This is a genomic window from Paenibacillus sp. HWE-109 (genome assembly GCF_022163125.1).
Taxonomy (GTDB): domain Bacteria; phylum Bacillota; class Bacilli; order Paenibacillales; family NBRC-103111; genus Paenibacillus_E.
On record NZ_CP091881.1, the window covers coordinates 8329414 to 8348000 of the forward strand.

Below are 18587 nucleotides of genomic sequence, written 5' to 3' on the forward strand. Positions count from 1 at the left end.
GATATTCATGCAAAACACGTCATTAAGACCGATGGGAATTGGTCGGATTCTAGATCGCAGTTTTCAATTGTACCGTAAGCATTTCGTGACATTAACACTCATCATGCTGATCTTATACGGGCCTTTTTATCTCTTGGAGCAATTACTTACGTATCAAGAAACAGCAAGTACATCAACTTCTATTCTGGATCAAATTCGCAGTGGAAAATCTTTGCAGGACATGTTTGAGACAGGCAGCTATTTTCAAAATAATCCATCCGTGCAAGATGAAAATTACATAGGGAAAATGCTTATTCTGGTGCTAGTTTTAATGCCTATTATGATCCTGGGTCTTTTTCCAACTTCTGTTGCATCAGTCGTACATCTGGTCAAAGCAAGCCTTTTCGGTGAAGAGATACCTTCCGTGGGCCAACTTTTACGTAAGTCGTTCCGCCGTTTCTGGCCGTTAGCCGGCAGCACGTTTCTCGATGGGCTCATTATGGTTGGTTTATACATAGGTCTCGGTATTATTATTGTTATTTTCGCGCTCATATTCGTTGTTGGTGGAAAGTTCTCGAACGCATTTGGTGATTTTGGGGGCGGGGCGGTCGCTTTGACCGTAGTCTTCTTCATTTTGCTCACGCTTGGCGTGCTGTTTGGATTCTGTTATTTTTTCCTCCGTTGGTCTTATTATCTTCCTTTCGTTGCACTCGGTGAAGAGTCGATCGGCATAGGCCGCAGCTGGAAATTGACGAGAAAGAGCTTCTGGCGCTTGTTCGGCATGTACTTGGTCCTTTCACTTATCTTGTATTTGTTTCTGGCCGTTATTCAGCTTATTATTGCAGCTGTCTTCGGGATGGGATTATGGTCGCAGCTCTTGCAGAGCTTAGTGTCAATCGTGGTCATGTCATTATGGTATTTGCCCTATGCTGTAAGTTTCTTTGATTTAAAAGTACGGAATGAAGGATTGGGACTTGAAGGTTTAATGGAACAAACCATGGTTAATCCAGCTTTGGATAATTCGGAGGAATTGGAGCCGTTTGACCCTTTTGACGATCCAAAACCGATTGATTTGGATAAAAAGAATGAGTAATTCATCTTTAGCGGCATCGCTGCAAGAGGACAAAGAACAATTAAAACAAATTTTGGAGCAGAAGGAATACACCGCATATGAAATCAAGGAACATGCTTCGTTCTGGTCCTGGCTGAAGCCGCTATTTCGGAAATTACGAAGTCTGTTGCCTGATTTTAAGGTATCTGATTCGGTTACGAATGGGTTGACCATCGCTGTTATGATTGTGCTGCTGGGTATTGCAGCTTTTGCTATTTATTGGTTCCTGAAGCAGTTAATCTGGCAGAAACGGGTCAAAGCCGTGACTTATTTGCCAGAGGGAGAAATAAGCCGATCCTACTCGTATTATTGGAAGCAAGCTGAGGAACTGCGAGGGAGCGGCCATTGGCGTGAGGGCGTCCGATCGGTTTTTCTGTCCTTATTGTTTTTCATGGAAACGAAACACATGATTCGCGTGGAGAAATGGAAGACCAATTGGGAATATGCGGAGGAGTTGAAGGCGTCCCAATCCTTGCTGATTCCTTTATTCGAAGATAGTTCCCTGCTTTTTGATCGGATATGGTACGGACAGGAAGCTGTTACAGAAGAGCAGTTCAATGGCATCTACGAGCAAGTAGCAAGAGCGATTGGCAGGAAGGAGGGCTCGCTCCATGAAAGGGCTGAATAAGCTGCATGTGGGTCTGGCACTCAGTATCTTGGCTTTCCTTGCGCTGGGTTATTGGTTGGTGAAGCCAAAGCTTCCGGATCAACCTCCCTATCTTTCATTTTCGGCGGATCTGGACGGAACCAAAGCTTGGAAAGAGCTGCTGACGACCAAGCAAGCGGCTGTAAAGGAATGGCGATTGGATTGGAAGCATCTCCCTGAAGCGCAAGCGATGCTGCTTGTTGCGGTGCAGCCGCTGAATGTATCGAAGGCGGATCGCGAGCAGCTGTTGAAATGGGTTCGACAAGGGAATGATGCTGTCTTGTTTGACCAGAACCCGGAAGTCTGGGATCTTGTGGATACCCAGCAGGTAGAGGGAGCGGTTGACACGGGGCAACTGACGGCGATCAAGACTTCGCCTGATTACCTGCAAGCGGAGGGCGAATGGCAAGGTTCGGTGGCGACAAAGTACCGGATTCTGCCTAGCTCGGATAGCCGTACGTTGTTCGAGGATGAGCGCGGCGTGCTCGCCAGCCGCGTAGAGGAAGGGGCGGGCAGCATCACATGGGTGCTGACCCCGGCATGGATGCAGAATGGGAAGATTGATGAAGCGTCCCATTTCGAATTAATCTGGCCGCTGTTCGCGAAGTCCTGGCAAGCTGTGTGGGTCGATGAGACCCATCACGGCTTAGGGACGAAGCCCGGACTGCTGGCCGTCTATCCCGCGTGGCTGGTGCTCGCCAGCGTACAGCTTGGCCTTGCGCTGCTGCTATGGCTATGGCTGCGCGGCAAGCGCTTTGGGCCTGTCCATATGCCGCGGGCATGGACGGTTCGCCGCGGCGACGAAGGCGTTCACGCCGTCGCCGCTTGGTACGAGCGCCTCGGCTACCAGCACGAGGCGCTGGCTCACCAGCAGCTGCATCTGCGGCAGCTGCTGCATCGACGCTGGGGGCTCAGCCCCAGCGCAAGTGTTTCGCAGGCCGCGGAAGCTGCGCGCGGCCGCATGCCTGAGGCGCAGGCGGCGCAGCTCGCGCGCCTGCTGGAGGAGCCCGCCGCTGCGCAGCAGCGGGGCGTAAGCACCAAAGCGTTCGTGCAGCGAACGCGAGAGATGGGCGAGATCATCGCCTACTTGGAGAAGGAGTGAGCGGAATGAACGAAATCATACAAGCGATGGAACAGCGCTTATTCGGCCAGAAGCTGAATATTCGGCTGCTGGTTACGGCGCTATTGGCCGGCGGGCACGTCCTGCTGGAAGGTGTGCCAGGCCTTGGCAAAACCAAGATGGCGCGCACGCTGGCGGGGCTGGTTGGAGGCGACTACCGCCGCATTCAATTCACGCCAGATTTAATGCCCAGCGATATAACGGGCAGTGTTATTTATCATATGCAGGATCAATCGTTTACGACGATTCAGGGTCCTATTTTCACTAATGTACTGCTTGCGGATGAAATTAATCGCTCTGGGCCCAAAACACAGGCCGCGCTCCTGGAGGCAATGGAAGAGCGGCAGGTGACGATTCAAGGCACTACCTATCCCCTTGCAAGTCCGTTCTTTGTCGTAGCGACCCAAAATCCAGTTGAATATGAAGGCACTTATCCCCTGCCGGAAGCGCAGCTTGACCGCTTCTTGTTCAAGCTGGTGCTCGACTACCCAGGGGAAGAAGCCGAAATCGCCATTCTGCGCGGACACGTCCCGTTCCATCAGGAGCAAGCGGAGCCGCTGACCGCCCTGTTGACGCCGGAGAAAATAACGGAATGGCAGCGGAAGCTGGCGGATGTCGTTGTGGAAGATTCATTATATGCTTACATCGCAACCATCATTCGCCAAACCCGTGAATCCAAACGCGTGCAGTTGGGAGCCAGCCCGCGGGCCGGCGTCGCCGTATTGATGGCGAGCAAGGCATGGGCGCTGCTGGATGGCAGAACCTATGTCACGCCTGACGATATTAAACTTGTAGCGCGTCCTGCGCTGCGGCATCGGCTGCTGCTAACACCGCAAGCGGAATTGGAGGGCGGAACCAGTGACCACATCATCCAAGAAACGCTCGGCGCTATTCCGGTTCCTAGATAAGCTATTATTCCAAGATTTTGTACTTCCTACCTATCGATTCATCGGACTTGCAGCTGTTGGTGCTATTATTCCTATTTTATTAATGGGGATTGATAAAGAGGCCGTGCAGGCTTTGTTCTGGAGCTTCAATGCTCTGCTCCTTGTGTTAAGCTTGGTGGATCTGTACCTGCTGCCCAAACGCAGCAGTTGGGTTGTTCTTCGCAAGCTGCCGGAGCAAATGGATGTCCGAAGCAGCGCGAAGGTGACCATAGAGCTTGCTTCGAAGGATCGTCCGCTGGTTCAGGTGGAAATAGCGGACCATGTGCCGCCGACTTTTGCTCTGGAAAGCAGTCAATTAAGCGGGGTATTCCACGGTAACGCAGCTTCTTTCTCCTACACAATGAAAGCGCTGGAAAGAGGCAGATATGTGTTTGACTATGTGTATCTGCGCTACTGGGGCGGAATAGGACTGTGGAAGAAGCAGGTGCGCATTAAGCATGAGGCTGTTGTGGAGGTTTATCCTGATTTATCGCAAGTGCGCGGTGTGCTTGGCGCTGTTCAGGACGCGTTGATTCTGGAAGGCCATCGATTGTTCAAAAAACAGCGCAGCGGATCGGAATTTCATTATATCCGCGACTATGTGCAGGGCGACGATATCCGGCATATCAACTGGAAATCCTCGGCCCGGGCAACGAAGCTGATGACGAACCTCTACCAGCCGGAGAAAGGCAAGATCGTCACGCTGGTGCTTGATTGCGGGCGACAAATGGCGATTGAACTTGACGGTCAAGTGAAGCTGGATCGCACGCTGGAAGCGGCACTAACATTGGCAGCTGTTGCGCTTAAGCAGGGGGATCAAGTGGCGCTCATCGCCTACTCGAATCAAATCAAGGTATTTGTGCCGCCAGGCCGAGGGCTTCCTCATCTGCACGTCTTAACGCAGGCTGTGTATGATTTGCGGACCGACTTTGTTGAATCCAGCACACAGGTTGCTTTTGCGCACGTCCTGCGTTTGTTAAAGAAACGCTCGCTGATCGTTCTGTTCTCCGATATGGAGAGCTACTTATATGACCAAGACATGCTGCCTTATATGCAGCGTTTGCGTAGAAATCATCATGTACTGCTATTGTCGCTGCAAGATCCACTCCTTCATTCATGGGTGCGAATTCGCGCCGAGAACAGCCAGGAGGCCTACCGGCAAAGTATTGCTCATAAATTTTGGTCAGATCGGTATGCCTATGTAACCAAAATGGCCAGCAGAGGCATCCCGGTTATGGATGTTCCTGCCGACCAATTGACGCTTAGCGTCGTTAATGCTTATTTGGATTTGAAATCTCGAGATCGTTTATAGGGTTAATTGTTTTTGTTTAGATCGTTTACTATTTCCATATAGGTAGTACAAGACCAGGATGAGCAGTGTCGCACAGGCAATCACATACTTCATTTCGAGTGATAAAGTGGACGGCGTAATATAGCCTTCAATGATGCCGGCGATGACGAATAGCGGAATGGTGCCAATCAGAAGCTGGGCGGATTCCTTGGCAGACTCCAGAAACAGCAGCTTTCGTGGATAAGGTCCAGGCACGAAAAACCGATAACCCATGTAAAGCCCGGCTCCGCCTGCAATGAAGATCGCCGTCAGTTCAATGATCCCATGGGGCAAGATATAAGCCCAGAAGACATAGCTCTTGCCTGATTGCATGAACACGGCAGCCAATGCGCCAATCAGCAGGCCATTGCTGACCATTAGGTAGATCGTGCCGATGCCCAGCGTCACCCCGCTAATGAATGCGAGAATAGCGACTCGAATATTGTTCGTCATGATGGCTGTGGAGACTAGCGGGGAATGGATGTCACCGCGTGGATCTGCTGTTTTGGAAGGATCAATGTTTTCGGCCATTCCGCCAGGCATGATCAGGGAGAGATTGAGCGGATCCTTCCACACGGAGAGGAAACCGAGAAGTCCTCCGAGCAAGAATAGCAGCAGGGCGAAGCCAACGAACAGGCCTCGTGCTTGGATCAGCGATGGGAAGTAATGAAGGAAAAATGTCCTTAATTGCGTCGTGCTTTTATTGCTTTCTTGGTACATCGTATTATGCGCCTGCGAAATGAGATGATTGAGGTACACGGTCGTTTCATCCCCTGGCAGATGTGTTTGCAGGGTTGCCAGATGAGCAGAGACAGCCTTGTACAGCTCCGTGAAGCGATTGATATGACTGGCTTGCAGTCTGTTCTTTCGTTTGGTTAGTTGTTTCAAAAGCTCTTCAAGCTCTGTCCACTGCGATTTATGTTCGCGAATAAAGCGTGTGATATCCATGGGGCGGCCCCTCCTGATCGTTTGTTTCATTTTAGCATATTCATTCTCGTCGTTCCCATAATTTTGAAATCGCAAGGAGATGCTATGAACGAGTCTCTGGATAAAAAAGTAACGATCATCACCCCGGAGCAGGTGCAGCTGCAATTCCATACAGCAGGCATCGGCAGCCGATCGCTGGCGCACATCCTTGATGCGCTGATTTTGCTAGTCGTCAACAGTCTTTTATTTGTATTTGCGCTGCTCGTAAGCCGATTATATTCAGGCAGCTGGCTGCCTGCTGTAGCCGATTACTTGTTGGCATTTTCGATTATTTTGTTAATCTTGCTCAATTTAGGGTATTTTGTTTGTACAGAAGCTTATATGGGCGGACAAACATGGGGCAAAAGATGGCTTGGGCTGCGCGTGCTTCAAAACAACGGCCAATCCGCTACGTTGTTATCCATCCTTATTCGCAATCTATTTCGACTGCTCGATATGATGCCGACGTTTTATTTTCTAGGCGCCGTCAGCATTCTGTTTAGCGCCAAAGATAAGCGCATCGGGGATATGGTCGCTGGGACAATCGTGGTTGTCGAAGCGCGATTCGAACGGATGAAACGCCGCAAACAGTTGGAGAAAGCAATCTCCAAAAAGAATTATCCGCTCCTTGCACTGGATATGGAAGAAGCCCAAAGGGCAGAGATTACAGATCAGGATTGGCAGCTCTTGCAGGCCTGGGTAGAGCGAATACCTACGATGGCAAACGATCGTTTAGCTGAGTTAGCGAGCCCGATTGCGCAGCATTTTGCCAAGAAACTAGCGCTGAATCACTGGAGTACGCAGGATCCTGTTCTATTTTTAATTAATATCTATGAAGCTCTTAGGGCTGATTGGGAAGTATGAGGAAGACGAGAGGAGGAGCATGATGGGATACACAGCTATTGTTGCCGGAGGCACGGGACTTGTTGGCAGTGAATTGATTCAGTTATTGCTGCAAGATCGCGCCTATGAAAGAGTGATTGCATTGGTCCGCACAAACATACAGACGCAGTACCTGCAGGGCAGTGAGAAACTGGTTCAGATTGTAACAGATTTCAATCACTTGGACGCGGATGTTCCTGCTTCTGATATTGAGCACGCGCATGTGTTCTGTACACTGGGCACGACGATCAAGAAAGCGGGCTCGCAAGAGCAGTTTCGCAAAGTGGATCTGACCTATCCGTTGAATCTTGCAGAGTTGGCAAGTGTTCACAATGCGGATGTGTTTGCGATCGTGACAGCTATGGGCGCGAACAGCAAGTCCACGATCTTTTACAATCGGGTGAAGGGTGAGGTCGAGGAGAAACTAAGAGAGCTAAATCTCCCAGCGTTATACATGCTTCGTCCTTCTCTGATACTGGGTGATCGCAAGGAAGTTCGCGCGGGAGAGAAGATTGGCAGCTTGGTATCGCGGGCGGTAGCGCCGCTCATGATCGGCGGACTTCGGACGTATCGGCCTATCCAGGCGAAGGTTATTGCCGCAGGATTAATCGCATCGGCCAAATCAGGTCGTGCGGGGGCGCACGTTGTGCTGTCATCACAGATTGCCGAACTTGGGGATATCCTGAATTAATGAAAAAATGGTTAATAAATACAGCAATTCGTGATATACTCATACAATGTTTCAAGTTTGTAATATATAAACAACATTGTAGAGGGTATGGGGGACAACGGAATGCTTAAACGAATAGGCTGGATGGCACTTATTTTATGTATGGTGGCAGGCAGCAGTGCAAGTGCAGAAGAAAGTACAAGTAAGTACACTTGGATTGAAGGCGGTAAAATAGTAGATTTGGGTCCGATAGCTGCGATTGATCTTGGACCGGAATTTGTGTTTCTGGATGCCGAGAATACGAAGAAAATGAGTAAAGAAAATCATGAATCTGTCACAGGCAATGAGATGGGCAGTATTTTTCCTAAAAACGCCGATCAGACATGGACGGTCATTCTGGAATATGAGAAATCAGGTCATATCAAAGATGATGAAAAGACGAAGATCGATGCCAAAGATCTGTTGAATAGTTATAAAAAAGGGACTGAAGCTGCCAATAAAGAACGCCAAGAGGGGCAGCGAATTCATGTGAAGGGTTGGGATATTGAACCTTTTTATGATGAAAAAACACATGGACTTACGTGGTCTTTGCTGGCAGAGGATGACAATAAAGCAACGTTTCTTAACTACAATACGCGAATCTTAACGAGGGAAGGGAATATTTCTGTTATCCTAGTCTCAGATCCTGCGCATCGTGAAGCGGATAAGAAGGTGCTTGCTGAGAAGTTATTGCCTAAGTTAACGATGAAGCCAGGTGAGAAGTACGAGGATTTCAATCCTGCCAAAGATAAGATGTCTGAATACGGACTTAGCGCGCTGATACTTGGAGGAGCAGGACTAGCTGTGGCTAAGAAGGTCGGTTTCATTGCTCTCATTCTTGTCTTTCTAAAGAAGTTCGCAGTTCTCATCGTAATTGCTCTTGGAGCTGTTTGGACGTTTATCAAAAAAAGATTTCAGCGGCGAGATATGAACGGTTAATAAGAGGACAGTGGAGCGGCACAAGAGCAGCGATTGCACTAGCATATCGACGAAAGTGCTTCTTCCTGCTATGATTAAACACGTTAATTATCAACGTTGTATAACGTTTGGAAGAAAGTGGGTTTCTATCATGATTGATCACATTGTACTCGTTAAATTCGGAGAGACGACGACAAACGCGCAGATGCAAGAGGTTGTAGACCGTTTCAAAGCTCTGAGAGCTCATTTGACAGGTATCGTCGATATTCAAGCCGGCATTAACTTTTCTGAGAAGAACAAAGGGTATCAAGTTGTTTTATCCGTGCGTTTTGAAGATCGAGCAGCGCTTGAAGCTTATGGTCCTAACCCGGAGCATCAAGCGGTTGCCGCCTATATCAGAGAAGTAGGTCGAGAAGACAGTTTAATTGTGGATATCGAAATTTAAAGATGAGCGACGGGTAGGGACATGGTCCTTGCCCGTCTTTTTTTTGGGAACCAGAGGGCATTTTGCGGATTTTATACGAATGGGGGAGTTCGTCCAATCTATTAAACTAGCAGATACATATCATATCTTATCTTAACAAGAGAGGAGAGGATTATATAATGGCTAATCAAATTGAAAGTTACCAAGGCATTACGGTTACACCAGTGACGGACGGGGTGCAAATTCCGGTCCCCTTGACGCCGGCTGGTGTCGGCATTGCGGAGGTTCGGGTTTCCGTTCCAGGCACTTTTCCCAACGTTGTTGAAGTAAAAGCGACTGTGGGGATAAGAGGAGATGCGGGAACTGGAAGTGTATTGTTCCGTATTTTCCGGGACGGGCATGAAATCTACTATGCTCGTTTGGGGATCGAAGCTAGTTTCGAGAAATATTATGTTCCTACGCTGCAAGCAATCGACGTCAACCCGCCGCAAGGATCGCACGGTTACACATTGTCCATTGAGGCTTTAACACCTGGTTTATCTGTAACGGTTATTGGACCGATTACAATGAGCGCTTTGGTAATTAACGCAATCTAATACAATAAGCCTCCGATTCCACGTTTGTAGGTGGGGTTGGGGGCTTGTTTGTGCTTTAAGATTGCTAACTTTTCTGTTCTTTGCGATAGACAGAAGGCGCTGTGCCGGTCCATTTGCGGAATTGCTTCGAGAAATACAGAGCATCATTGAAGCCGACCGAGGAGGCCACCTGATCAATGGTCATGGACGTTTCTAGCAGCTGCTTGGCGCGTTCCATACGGATTTTGAATAAATACTGCATAGGCGCGAAGCCGGTGTATTGTTTGAACATTTTACATAAATAGGTTCGATGGTACCCCAATTTGTGAGCCAGCTCTTCAATGGATACCGTTTGGGTGTATTGCAGCTCCAAGTAACGGATGGCTTGACCAATTTGACGTTCAATGTCCGTTTCGGTAACAGGCTTGGCTGTCATTTGGTGCGTATTTGACCGCCCTAGCTCGCGGATCAGGAGCCTAAGCCATCCTGCGGCTTCCATATCTTCCATAACCGGAAAGGCAGATTGCTGAAAGCTGGAACGAATATGGCGGTAATGATGCCTGAGAACACGCGGGCTGCACCCCGAAATAACAGCATTCTCTGGTGTTACGCCGATTTGGGAAAGCATCATTCCCGCTGCTCGTCCAGTAAAGGCTACCCACGTATAGTGCCATGGTTGATGGGCATCGGCAATGTAATTAAACAGTTCCCCTGGGAAGATGAAGAAGGTATCTCCGGTTTTGCAGGGATAGGAACGGTTGTTCATCTCAAAAGTACCCTCGCCGGCTTGCACCGTATGAATGAGATAATAATCGTGAACCGCCGGCCCCATTTTGTGAAGGGGCACGGGTTTGCCATCGCCGCTGAAAAGCACGGATAATTCATTGCTGCTGTGATGAGGATTAATCGTTAAGTTGAAATAAGTATGGTCCGCATTCATGGAAGCCTCTTCTGTTTTTAATTTCAGAGTAACCTAATAAACTACAAATGTCCATATAGGAGTTCATTCGTTCCATATGTTTGCACGGGATCCTGCGCTATAGTGAAGATAGGAATAGCGACCACATAATAGAGGAGAATGAGACATGTCCAAGATTACTTTTCTGGGTGCAGGAAGTACGGTTTTTGCGAAAAATGTGTTGGGAGATTGCTTGCTTACACCCGCTCTGCAAGGCTTTGAAATCGCTCTCTTTGATATTGATCATGTACGTTTGCAAGACTCAGCCAACATGCTGAATAATATTAAGAAAACAAGTGGAAGCACTTCTACAATTAAAGTTTATACGGACCGCAAAGAAGCTCTTAGCGGAGCTAAATATGTGGTTAATGCAATCCAAGTAGGTGGCTATGATCCATGTACAATTACGGATTTCGAAATCCCGAAAAAATACGGTTTGCGTCAAACCATTGCAGATACGGTAGGGATCGGTGGTATTTTCCGCAACTTACGTACGATACCTGTGATGCTGGATTTCGCAGCTGATGTCCGTGAAGTTTGTCCGGATGCGCTGTTCCTCAACTATACGAACCCGATGGCTGTTTTGACGAATGTAATGAATACTTACGGTGGTGTGCGTACGGTTGGTTTGTGTCACAGTGTGCAAACCTGTATTCCAGAGCTGTTCAAAAGCTTAGGTTTGGAGAAAGAAGGCGTGAAAGCCAAAATTGCCGGCATCAACCATATGGCATGGTTGCTTGAAGTAACGAAGGATGGCATTGATTTGTACCCGGAAATCAAGAAGCGGGCTGCCGAGAAGCAGCAAGAGAAACACAAGGATATGGTTCGCTTCGAAATGATGCTGAAGTTCGGACACTACATTACGGAATCTTCCGAGCATAATGCGGAGTACCATCCGTATTTCATCAAACGCAGTTATCCAGAGCTGGTTGATCGCTTCAACATTCCGCTGGATGAGTATCCGCGCCGCTGTATCGACCAAATTAGCAGATGGAAGCAGATGCGCGAGGATCTCGTTAACGATGCCAACTTGACGCATGAGCGCTCCCATGAATATGCTTCTTATATTTTCGAAGCGATTGAGACGGACGTTCCGTACAAAATTGGCGGTAACGTCATGAATACCGGCTTAATCACCAACTTGCCGCGCGAAGCTTGCGTCGAAGTGCCTTGCTTGGTAGATCGCAACGGTGTTACGCCTACCTATGTAGGGGATCTGCCGCCGCAGCTTGCAGCGCTTAACCGTACGAACATCAATACGCAGCTATTGACGATTGAAGCTGCCATTACGCGCAAACGCGAGCATATCTACCACGCGGCTATGCTGGATCCTCATACAGCGGCAGAACTGTCCATGGACGACATCGTCGCGATGTGTGATGAATTAATCGAAGCACATGGCAAATGGCTGCCGGAGTATCACTAGGTTTTGAGGAAGCACTAAAGCTAAGAGGCTGGCTCTGAAGGTTGAAAAACCTGGGGCGGCCTCTTTGGCTTGGCTGGCGGTGGTGATGCTGTAGTGCTGGAGGCGAGAGTGGGAGCTGGGCTGAGCGGGGCAGGGCAGAGCGGGGCAGAGCGGGGCAGAGCGGGGCAGGGTCGAGCAGAAGCAGGGAAGAGCCGAGCTGAGCTGAGAGGGCAGGGCAGGGCTGTGCAGGGCCGGGCCGAGCAGAGCAGAGCCGAGCAGAGCCGAGCAGAGCAGAGCAGAGCAAGCCGGGCCGACTCATAATCAAACTACCACGCTAACGAACTGCATGATGCTTATAATCAAGAAACTGGCTACTTTGAAGAACTAACGAACTCAACAGGCGGTATGAAGGCGCGAATAGGCGGAATGGTGGTCATTTACATGAGATAACGCTTCTGGAACGCGTTAGGTTTTTAAATTGCCCTATTTTGGCCAAATAAGGGTTATTAAGTTCGTAAACTAGCTGTGTTCTAGTTGCAATAGCCCCTTGTGGCAGCCTTTGGTGAAGCTGAGCACAGCCAAGCCTCCTAACAATCAAACTGCTGCGCTAACGAACTGCATGATGCTTATAGGCAAGAAACTGGCTACTTTGAAGAACTAACGAACTCAACAGGTGTTATGAAGGCGCGAATAGGTGGAATGGTAGTCATTTACATGAGATAACGCTTCTGGAACGCGTTAGGTTTTTAAATTGCCTTAATTTGGCCAAATAAGGGTTATTGGGTTCGTAAAATAGCCGTGTTCTAGTTGCAATGGCCCCTTGTGGCAGTCATTGGTGGAACTGAGCACCGGACATCAGAATATCACTGGCCATCAAAATTTCAGTAGAGTTAAGGTTGAAATTCAGCCTTAAAGCGGAGTCTGGAGCCAAAGTGTGGCTTGTAACGCTGAAAAACAGCGTTATAGGTCACGCCGAGGTAAATCGGGCTGAATCGAGCCGATCCGAGTCGAGTCGGCCGAGCACAGCCCAACCTCCTAACAATCAAACTGCTACGCTAACGAACTGCATGATGCTTAAAGGCAAGAAACTGGCTACTTTGAAGAACTAACGAACTCAACAGGCGTTATGAAGGTGCGAATAGGTGGAATGGTAGTCATTTACATGAGATAACGCTTCTGGAACGCGTTAGGTTTTTAAATTGCCCTAATTTGGCCAAATAAGGGTTATTGGGTTCTTAAAGTAACCGACTTTCAGGTGCAGAAGCCCTTTGGGGCAGCTATTAGTGAAGCTGAGCACCGGACATCAGAATATCACTGGCCATCAAAATTTCAGTTGAGTTAAGGTTGAAATTCAGCGTTAAAGCGGAGCCTGGGGTTAAAGTGTGGCCGTTAACGCTGAAAAACAGCGTTAAGGGCAGAGAAATGGCAGGGTGAGCGGCAATTCAGTTGAGTTAAGGTTGAAATTCAGCGTTAAAGCGGAGTCTGGAGCCAAAGTGTGGCTCGTAACGCTGAAAAACAGCGTTACAGGTCACGCCGAGGTAAATCGGGCTGAATCGAGCCGATCCGAGTCGAGCCGAATCGAGCCGATCCGAGTCGGTCGAGCACAGCCAAGCCGCCTCATAATCAAACTGCTACGCTAACGAACTGCATGATGCTTATAGGCAAGAAACTGGCTACTTTGAAGAACTAACGAACTCAACAGGTGTTATGAAGGCGCGAATAGGTGGAATGGTGGTCATTTACATGAGCTTAACGCTTCTGGAACGCGTTAGCTTTTCAAATTGAGGTCATTGAGTTCGTAAAGTAGCCGACTTAGGCAACAAAAAAAGGTCATGACGTATGTGTGTAACATACGCATGGCCTTCATTTTCATTACCCGCCAAATGCGTCGCGAAACGCATGGTTGAGGGTTGCGAGTTCCACTTGCCAGATGGGGGCAATTTCGGGTCCGACTTGCGTATCGAACCAGTCCGCGAGCGCCTTGCGGTTGCTGCCGTTGTCGATGATGAAAGGAAGGTTCAGCATGACCTTCTTCACATAGAGCTCTTCGGCCTCTTTGATTTGTTCCGGAGATAGCCAGACCTTCAAACGCTTGATTGTGCGATACAATTCCTTGCTGCAAGCTCTGCGGATGCCGCGTGCACTAGGGAATTGTTGTTTGTGTTTCTCACTCGGCTTGTTGTTAATCATGACTGTATCCACTCCCTCTATGCTATTTGTATGCATGGAGAGAGCAGAGAGCCACTCGAGATAAGAACCTATAGCGCCCAAGTTGGAGGAAAACTAGCGATGGACGGATTTCGTTTGCTCCAGAGAGGTTCGCGGCCCTAGATATGTCATAAGAGCAGGGAGCAGCATGCCTCGAACCAGGAAGGTATCGATCAAGACCCCGGCTGCCATGGCGAAGCCGAATAAGATCAATTCTTGCAGAGGTTGAGTTATCAGCACGCAGAATGTAGCGGCAAGTACGATGCCTGCGGATGAAATGACCCCGCCTGTCAAGGCAACACCGCGCCGCACCGCTTCTCGCCACGGAAAATTCTGAGCTTCTTCTTTGATCCGCGACACCAGTATAATGTTGTAATCGACGCCAAGGGCTATGAGGAAGACAAAGGTATAAACGGGCAATCGATAGCTGATAGCTTCATAACCAAACCCAAAGTGGAAGACACTCCAGAGGAGCCCCATCGTTGCCGCATAGGAGAGCAGCATGGTAGCCATCATGGTCAGAGCCAATCGGATGGAACGAGCCTGCCAGACCAGCATAAGCGTAATAAATAGGGTGATCAGCGCAAAAAGCACAACCGTATCTCGTTTATTCATGGTGCGAACATCCAATTGATCGGCTGTTTGTCCTGCGAAATGCAGCGTAAACTGCGAAGAATCGAATCCGCTGTCGTGCAGCAGGTTTCCGCTGTTCTCACGTAAATCACGCACTAGATTCAACGCCTCTTGATCATACGGGTTCACGGTAAGCGTCATTTGGAGTTTGATCGTATGTTTATCCGCAGCGAGCATGGCTACGGCAGTAGGATTATTCGCTGTCAGCAGTGCCGAATCCATATTCGGCGTGATCTTGCTGCCCCCGCTATGTTCCTGCAAAGCACGAACCAGAGAGTTCGCTTTATCGATGAAAGGAGCATCCAGAGTGATCACTCTGTCCGATTTCAAAAGGATCGTGACCGGGGCCAGCTCGCCAGGAGGGAAGCGCTCCTGCAAAATTTCGAAGCCTTGCCGCGATGAAATATCGCTGGGGAAGGACTTCATCAAGTTGAACGAATAGCGCATGGATAGACCGGAAAGCGATGATACCAGTAAGATGATGACCAAGACAAGCGCTGTAAAGGCAGGTTTTTTCGTGACATAAGCACTGATTGCGCCCCAGAAACCTTTGGGGTGTTCATCCGTTTGCGTCGTCAGTTGCTTTTTGGGAATCAACGGCCAGAAGGCTTTGCGCCCCACGAGTGCAAATACGGCCGGAATTAAGGTTAACCCGCCTAACAAAATGACGACCATGGCAACGGAAAATACGGGTGCGAAATGGTGATAGGGCTTGAAGACGGCTGTGAATAAAGTGAGCATCGCGATAAGCACGGTACCGCCGCTGAAGAGGATAGGCTCCGCTACTTTGGATAAAGCGTTGGACATAGCCGTATGTTTGGCGTCAGTTTGCTTCAATTCGGACCGGAAGCGGGCTACGAGAAATAAGCAATAATCGGTGAGTACGGCGAAAAGCAGAATCATCATGATGGAGAGGGACTGTTTCTCAACGAAGAACCAGCCCATTTTGCCCGCTAATCCCAGCAACCGATCCACAACCTGATAGACCATGCCAGCGATCACTAAGGGCAATAAAGCTAATAATGGCGAACGGTAAATAATGATTAGAATGATGAGAATCAGAACGACAGTTGCGAGCATTAAGACGAAGTCAGCTTTTTTGAAAAGCATGATGGTGTCCGATGAGATGCCCGCAGGCCCTGTGATGTCTAGTATAAGGGAACCTAGTCCCATCGTACTTGCGGTGGTGCGGATTTGATCAAGCGTGTCGTAGATTTGTGCGGATTCTAGATTTTTTTGCAGGGAAGCGCTCAGTAGAAGCGTTGTATGATCCGCGGAGAATAAAGAATCCTGCTGCGCTTGGGGCAACCGATGAAAAGGCACTGCGCCTGTAAGGAAGGCGGGCTTCTGATCCGAATTCAGCCATTCGCTCAGTTTCCCGATCGACGCGCGCTCGGCGTCTGTTATCGCTTGCTGCCCATGGAAAACGAGCAGAGCCGTTAAACCATCTTGGGTAGGATACTGCTCCTGCATAATTTGCTTGGCTAACGCGGATAACGTATCTTCATGGATGCTGCCTTCCCCTCCGCTGAGGGCGACTTCTTTGGATGATGGCGCCAAAGCGCTTAATAGGATAATGATGGCGAGCCAGCTAATCAAAACAATTTTGACGCCCTTGGAACTGCTGACAAGGCGAGCCCAGTGCTGTAAGAAACGATTCATTAGGTTCAAACCCCTTTCCTTAACCTCACTAGGATTGTAGGAAAGGAATATGAACGGATGATGAATGTTTGGTTACAAACGCGGCAGATGGATCGTGAACGTGGTGCCTTGGCCGAGCTCGCTCATCACTTCGACGCTTCCTTGGTGAAGCTGAATGATTTTCTGCGCGATCGATAAGCCTAAGCCGCTGCCGGCGTTCGCGCGATTTCTGGCTTTATCCGCTTTATAGAAGCGGTCGAAGATATGAGCGACTTCTGCCTCCGGAATTCCGATGCCAGAATCATGAATCACAACGACAATCTCGCTTGCCAATTGCTGAATCTCGATGCGCAGCGTATCACCGGGCTGAGAGAATTTAATCGCATTCGTGATGAAGTTCAGCCACACTTGGTGCAGCAGTTGAGTGTCCGCGGTAATCGTCACTTCGGGCATCGTGAGCTCAATTGCGATCGACTTCTCCGTCCATTGCCATTCGGTAAGGATGAGAATTTGGCGGATTTGTTCATCCAGGCGATAGGCGCTGCGTTTGACGACATGGTTTTCTTTGTCCAATGAGGCGAGAGTCAACAACTGTTTGCTGAGTGAGGACATGCGCTTGCTTTCTTCTAGAATGATCGCCAGATAGCGCTCTTTTTCTTCTTCTGACGTTTCCTTGTCGAGAATCGATTGTGTAAAGCCTTGGATGGACGTTAAAGGAGACTGAATTTCATGCGAAACATTGCCAACGAATTCCTGCCGCATATTGTCGAGCTGTTGGAGAGATTGGGCCATGAATGTGAAGTTTCGGGCTAGTTCTCCGATCTCATCCTGCCGCGTGACGTCCATCTTAATCTCATAATGCCCGCCAACGATTCGTTGGGTCGCAGTGGTCAGTTTCTTAACGGGCTTAACAATGTACTGGGAGAAAATGATAATGAGCAGAATGCTGAACAGGAAAGTCAGACCTAACAGGAAGGCCATGAGGATGCGGACACCGCCGATTTGCTGTTCCAGATTCGGGCGCACGAAGAGTGCATAAGGCTTACCTTTCACTTGAATCGGCACTCCGATACTGTTTCGAATGCTATTTTCAAAAAAGCCGGTCACCATAAGGAAATGGCGCTCCTGTAGCATGCCGCGATACGTTTGTCCATTCAACACCTGTCGGATTTGCTCGGGGTCCATCGCGGTATGCTTAAACGGAGTTCCGTAGAAGACGCCGTCCATATCGCCATTCACCGTGTACAACTGGAAACCCATATTCGCGATATGCGTGAAGTAAGCAGCGGGTTCAAGATCAGGCACTTGTTCATAGAGCGTGCGTATCTCGTTCGTGATCGTCCAAATTTGTTCTTCGTTCTGTTCTCTTAATTTGGCCACGTAATAATAGTTGGAGAGCAGAAGAGCAAGAAGACTGCTGAACATAGCGATGATAATGAAAGTAGCAACGATGCGAATATAAAGTGATTTCACCCTTCGGTCACCTCAAGCTTATACCCCAGTCCTCTCACCGTTGTAATGACGAAATCATGCGAAATATCATAAAAGCGCTCGCGCAAGCGCTTGATATGGACATCAATCGTCCGGTTGTCACCTTCATAATCCGTGCCCCAAAGCATCTGAATCAACTGTTCCCGTGTGAAGATGCGTCCGGGATGACTTGCCAACTGTGCAAGCAGTTGAAACTCTTTGAGCGGGAGGAGGAGGGTTTCATCGCCCACGGTCACTTCATAGCTTTTACGATTAATAATGGTTCGATTCAGTGAAATGATCTCAGAAGATACGAGCTGATAACGCCGCAAAAGGGCGCGCGCCCGGAACAACAATTCTTTGGGTTCGAAAGGCTTGACCATATAGTCGTCTGTCCCGGACTGAAAGCCTTTCTCCTTATCTTCGAGTTCGCCTTTGGCGGTTAGGAGCATCACAGGAATATCGTAGGTCGAACGAATATCAGAGCAGAGATCCAAACCATCTTTCAGCGGCATCATCACATCGACAACGGCTAGATGAACTTGTTCGACTTCCAGTATCGCGGAAGCTTGTACCCCGTCACTTGCTTCAAACACGGTATAGCCTTCCTTCGAAAATAAAAAACGCAGCAGTTCGCGAATATGCGCATCGTCATCGACGACCAGAATATGAGTTTTCAAGAGGCA

20 protein-coding genes are annotated in these 18587 nt (G+C 48.9%); 14 read left to right on the forward strand and 6 right to left on the reverse strand.

Annotated elements, in window-relative coordinates; all coding sequences use genetic code 11:
• The first annotated feature begins 7 nt into the window (after positions 1 to 7).
• The 5 genes from LOZ80_RS36075 to LOZ80_RS36095 are packed head-to-tail and all read left to right on the forward strand — an operon-like array spanning position 8 to position 5094.
• On the forward strand, positions 8 to 1072 hold the full coding sequence (locus tag LOZ80_RS36075) for a DUF7847 domain-containing protein (RefSeq protein WP_238168982.1): 1065 nt from the start codon (positions 8 to 10) through the stop codon (positions 1070 to 1072).
• Positions 1065 to 1718 (forward strand): DUF4129 domain-containing protein, encoded by a 654-nt coding sequence (locus LOZ80_RS36080; protein WP_238168983.1) that lies wholly within the window; start codon positions 1065 to 1067, stop codon positions 1716 to 1718. Before LOZ80_RS36075 ends, LOZ80_RS36080 begins: the two co-directional genes overlap by 8 nt.
• Positions 1702 to 2838 carry a DUF4350 domain-containing protein gene (locus LOZ80_RS36085; protein ID WP_238168984.1) on the forward strand — a complete coding sequence of 379 codons (1137 nt, stop codon included), beginning with the start codon at positions 1702 to 1704 and terminating at the stop codon, positions 2836 to 2838. Before LOZ80_RS36080 ends, LOZ80_RS36085 begins: the two co-directional genes overlap by 17 nt.
• Positions 2839 to 2843: 5 nt before the next feature.
• Positions 2844 to 3764 carry an AAA family ATPase gene (locus tag LOZ80_RS36090; RefSeq protein WP_238168985.1) on the forward strand — a complete coding sequence of 307 codons (921 nt, stop codon included), beginning with the start codon at positions 2844 to 2846 and terminating at the stop codon, positions 3762 to 3764.
• Positions 3715 to 5094 carry a DUF58 domain-containing protein gene (locus tag LOZ80_RS36095; RefSeq protein ID WP_238168986.1) on the forward strand — a complete coding sequence of 460 codons (1380 nt, stop codon included), beginning with the start codon at positions 3715 to 3717 and terminating at the stop codon, positions 5092 to 5094. The genes LOZ80_RS36090 and LOZ80_RS36095 overlap by 50 nt, the downstream gene beginning before the upstream one ends.
• Here LOZ80_RS36095 and LOZ80_RS36100 read toward each other — a convergent pair.
• Positions 5089 to 6060 (reverse strand): stage II sporulation protein M, encoded by a 972-nt coding sequence (locus tag LOZ80_RS36100; RefSeq protein WP_238168987.1) that lies wholly within the window; start codon positions 6058 to 6060, stop codon positions 5089 to 5091. The genes LOZ80_RS36095 and LOZ80_RS36100 overlap by 6 nt on opposite strands.
• Positions 6061 to 6144: 84 nt before the next feature.
• Between LOZ80_RS36100 and LOZ80_RS36105 the strand changes: the two genes are divergently transcribed.
• The 5 genes from LOZ80_RS36105 to LOZ80_RS36125 all read left to right on the forward strand — a co-directional run bounded on the left by LOZ80_RS36105 (position 6145) and on the right by LOZ80_RS36125 (position 9607).
• Complete coding sequence (locus tag LOZ80_RS36105; protein ID WP_238168988.1) at positions 6145 to 6942, forward strand: RDD family protein; 798 nt, start codon at positions 6145 to 6147, stop codon at positions 6940 to 6942.
• Between the two features lie 19 nt (positions 6943 to 6961).
• Positions 6962 to 7651 carry an NAD(P)H-binding protein gene (locus tag LOZ80_RS36110; RefSeq protein WP_238168989.1) on the forward strand — a complete coding sequence of 230 codons (690 nt, stop codon included), beginning with the start codon at positions 6962 to 6964 and terminating at the stop codon, positions 7649 to 7651.
• 102 nt (positions 7652 to 7753) lie between these two features.
• Positions 7754 to 8608, forward strand: coding sequence for a DUF2167 domain-containing protein (locus LOZ80_RS36115; RefSeq protein ID WP_238168990.1), 855 nt, complete (start codon positions 7754 to 7756; stop codon positions 8606 to 8608).
• A gap of 130 nt (positions 8609 to 8738) precedes the next feature.
• Positions 8739 to 9032, forward strand: coding sequence for a Dabb family protein (locus LOZ80_RS36120; protein WP_238168991.1), 294 nt, complete (start codon positions 8739 to 8741; stop codon positions 9030 to 9032).
• Between the two features lie 158 nt (positions 9033 to 9190).
• On the forward strand, positions 9191 to 9607 hold the full coding sequence (locus tag LOZ80_RS36125; RefSeq protein ID WP_238168992.1) for an exosporium protein C: 417 nt from the start codon (positions 9191 to 9193) through the stop codon (positions 9605 to 9607).
• 64 nt (positions 9608 to 9671) lie between these two features.
• Here the strand turns inward: LOZ80_RS36125 and LOZ80_RS36130 are convergent, their stop codons facing one another.
• A complete protein-coding gene (locus LOZ80_RS36130) occupies positions 9672 to 10526 on the reverse strand; it encodes an AraC family transcriptional regulator (RefSeq protein WP_238168993.1) in 855 nt (284 codons plus the stop codon).
• A 145-nt stretch (positions 10527 to 10671) separates the two neighbouring features.
• On the opposite strand from LOZ80_RS36130, the gene LOZ80_RS36135 reads away from it, so the two are divergent.
• The 4 genes from LOZ80_RS36135 (at position 10672) to LOZ80_RS36150 (ending at position 13589) form a co-directional block, all read left to right on the forward strand.
• A complete protein-coding gene (locus LOZ80_RS36135; RefSeq protein ID WP_238168994.1) occupies positions 10672 to 11970 on the forward strand; it encodes an alpha-glucosidase/alpha-galactosidase in 1299 nt (432 codons plus the stop codon).
• A gap of 69 nt (positions 11971 to 12039) precedes the next feature.
• Positions 12040 to 12270: a hypothetical protein gene (locus tag LOZ80_RS36140; protein ID WP_238168995.1), complete on the forward strand. Its 231-nt coding sequence runs from the start codon at positions 12040 to 12042 to the stop codon at positions 12268 to 12270.
• 575 nt (positions 12271 to 12845) lie between these two features.
• The gene (locus LOZ80_RS36145; RefSeq protein WP_238168996.1) at positions 12846 to 13058 is read left to right on the forward strand and encodes a hypothetical protein; all 213 of its coding nucleotides are present in this window, start codon (positions 12846 to 12848) and stop codon (positions 13056 to 13058) included.
• A gap of 321 nt (positions 13059 to 13379) precedes the next feature.
• Positions 13380 to 13589 (forward strand): hypothetical protein, encoded by a 210-nt coding sequence (locus LOZ80_RS36150; RefSeq protein WP_238168997.1) that lies wholly within the window; start codon positions 13380 to 13382, stop codon positions 13587 to 13589.
• 232 nt (positions 13590 to 13821) lie between these two features.
• Here LOZ80_RS36150 and LOZ80_RS36155 read toward each other — a convergent pair whose 3' ends face one another.
• From LOZ80_RS36155 to LOZ80_RS36170, 4 genes are all read right to left on the reverse strand, one after another.
• Positions 13822 to 14139, reverse strand: a complete 318-nt coding sequence (locus LOZ80_RS36155) for a dehydrogenase (protein ID WP_238168998.1) — start codon at positions 14137 to 14139, stop codon at positions 13822 to 13824.
• Positions 14140 to 14232: 93 nt separating this feature from the next.
• Positions 14233 to 16452, reverse strand: a complete 2220-nt coding sequence (locus LOZ80_RS36160) for an MMPL family transporter (protein WP_238168999.1) — start codon at positions 16450 to 16452, stop codon at positions 14233 to 14235.
• Positions 16453 to 16524: 72 nt separating this feature from the next.
• A complete protein-coding gene (locus LOZ80_RS36165; RefSeq protein WP_238169000.1) occupies positions 16525 to 17904 on the reverse strand; it encodes a sensor histidine kinase in 1380 nt (459 codons plus the stop codon).
• Positions 17901 to 18581, reverse strand: a complete 681-nt coding sequence (locus tag LOZ80_RS36170; protein WP_189011869.1) for a response regulator transcription factor — start codon at positions 18579 to 18581, stop codon at positions 17901 to 17903. The genes LOZ80_RS36165 and LOZ80_RS36170 overlap by 4 nt, the downstream gene beginning before the upstream one ends.
• Positions 18582 to 18587: the final 6 nt, after the last annotated feature.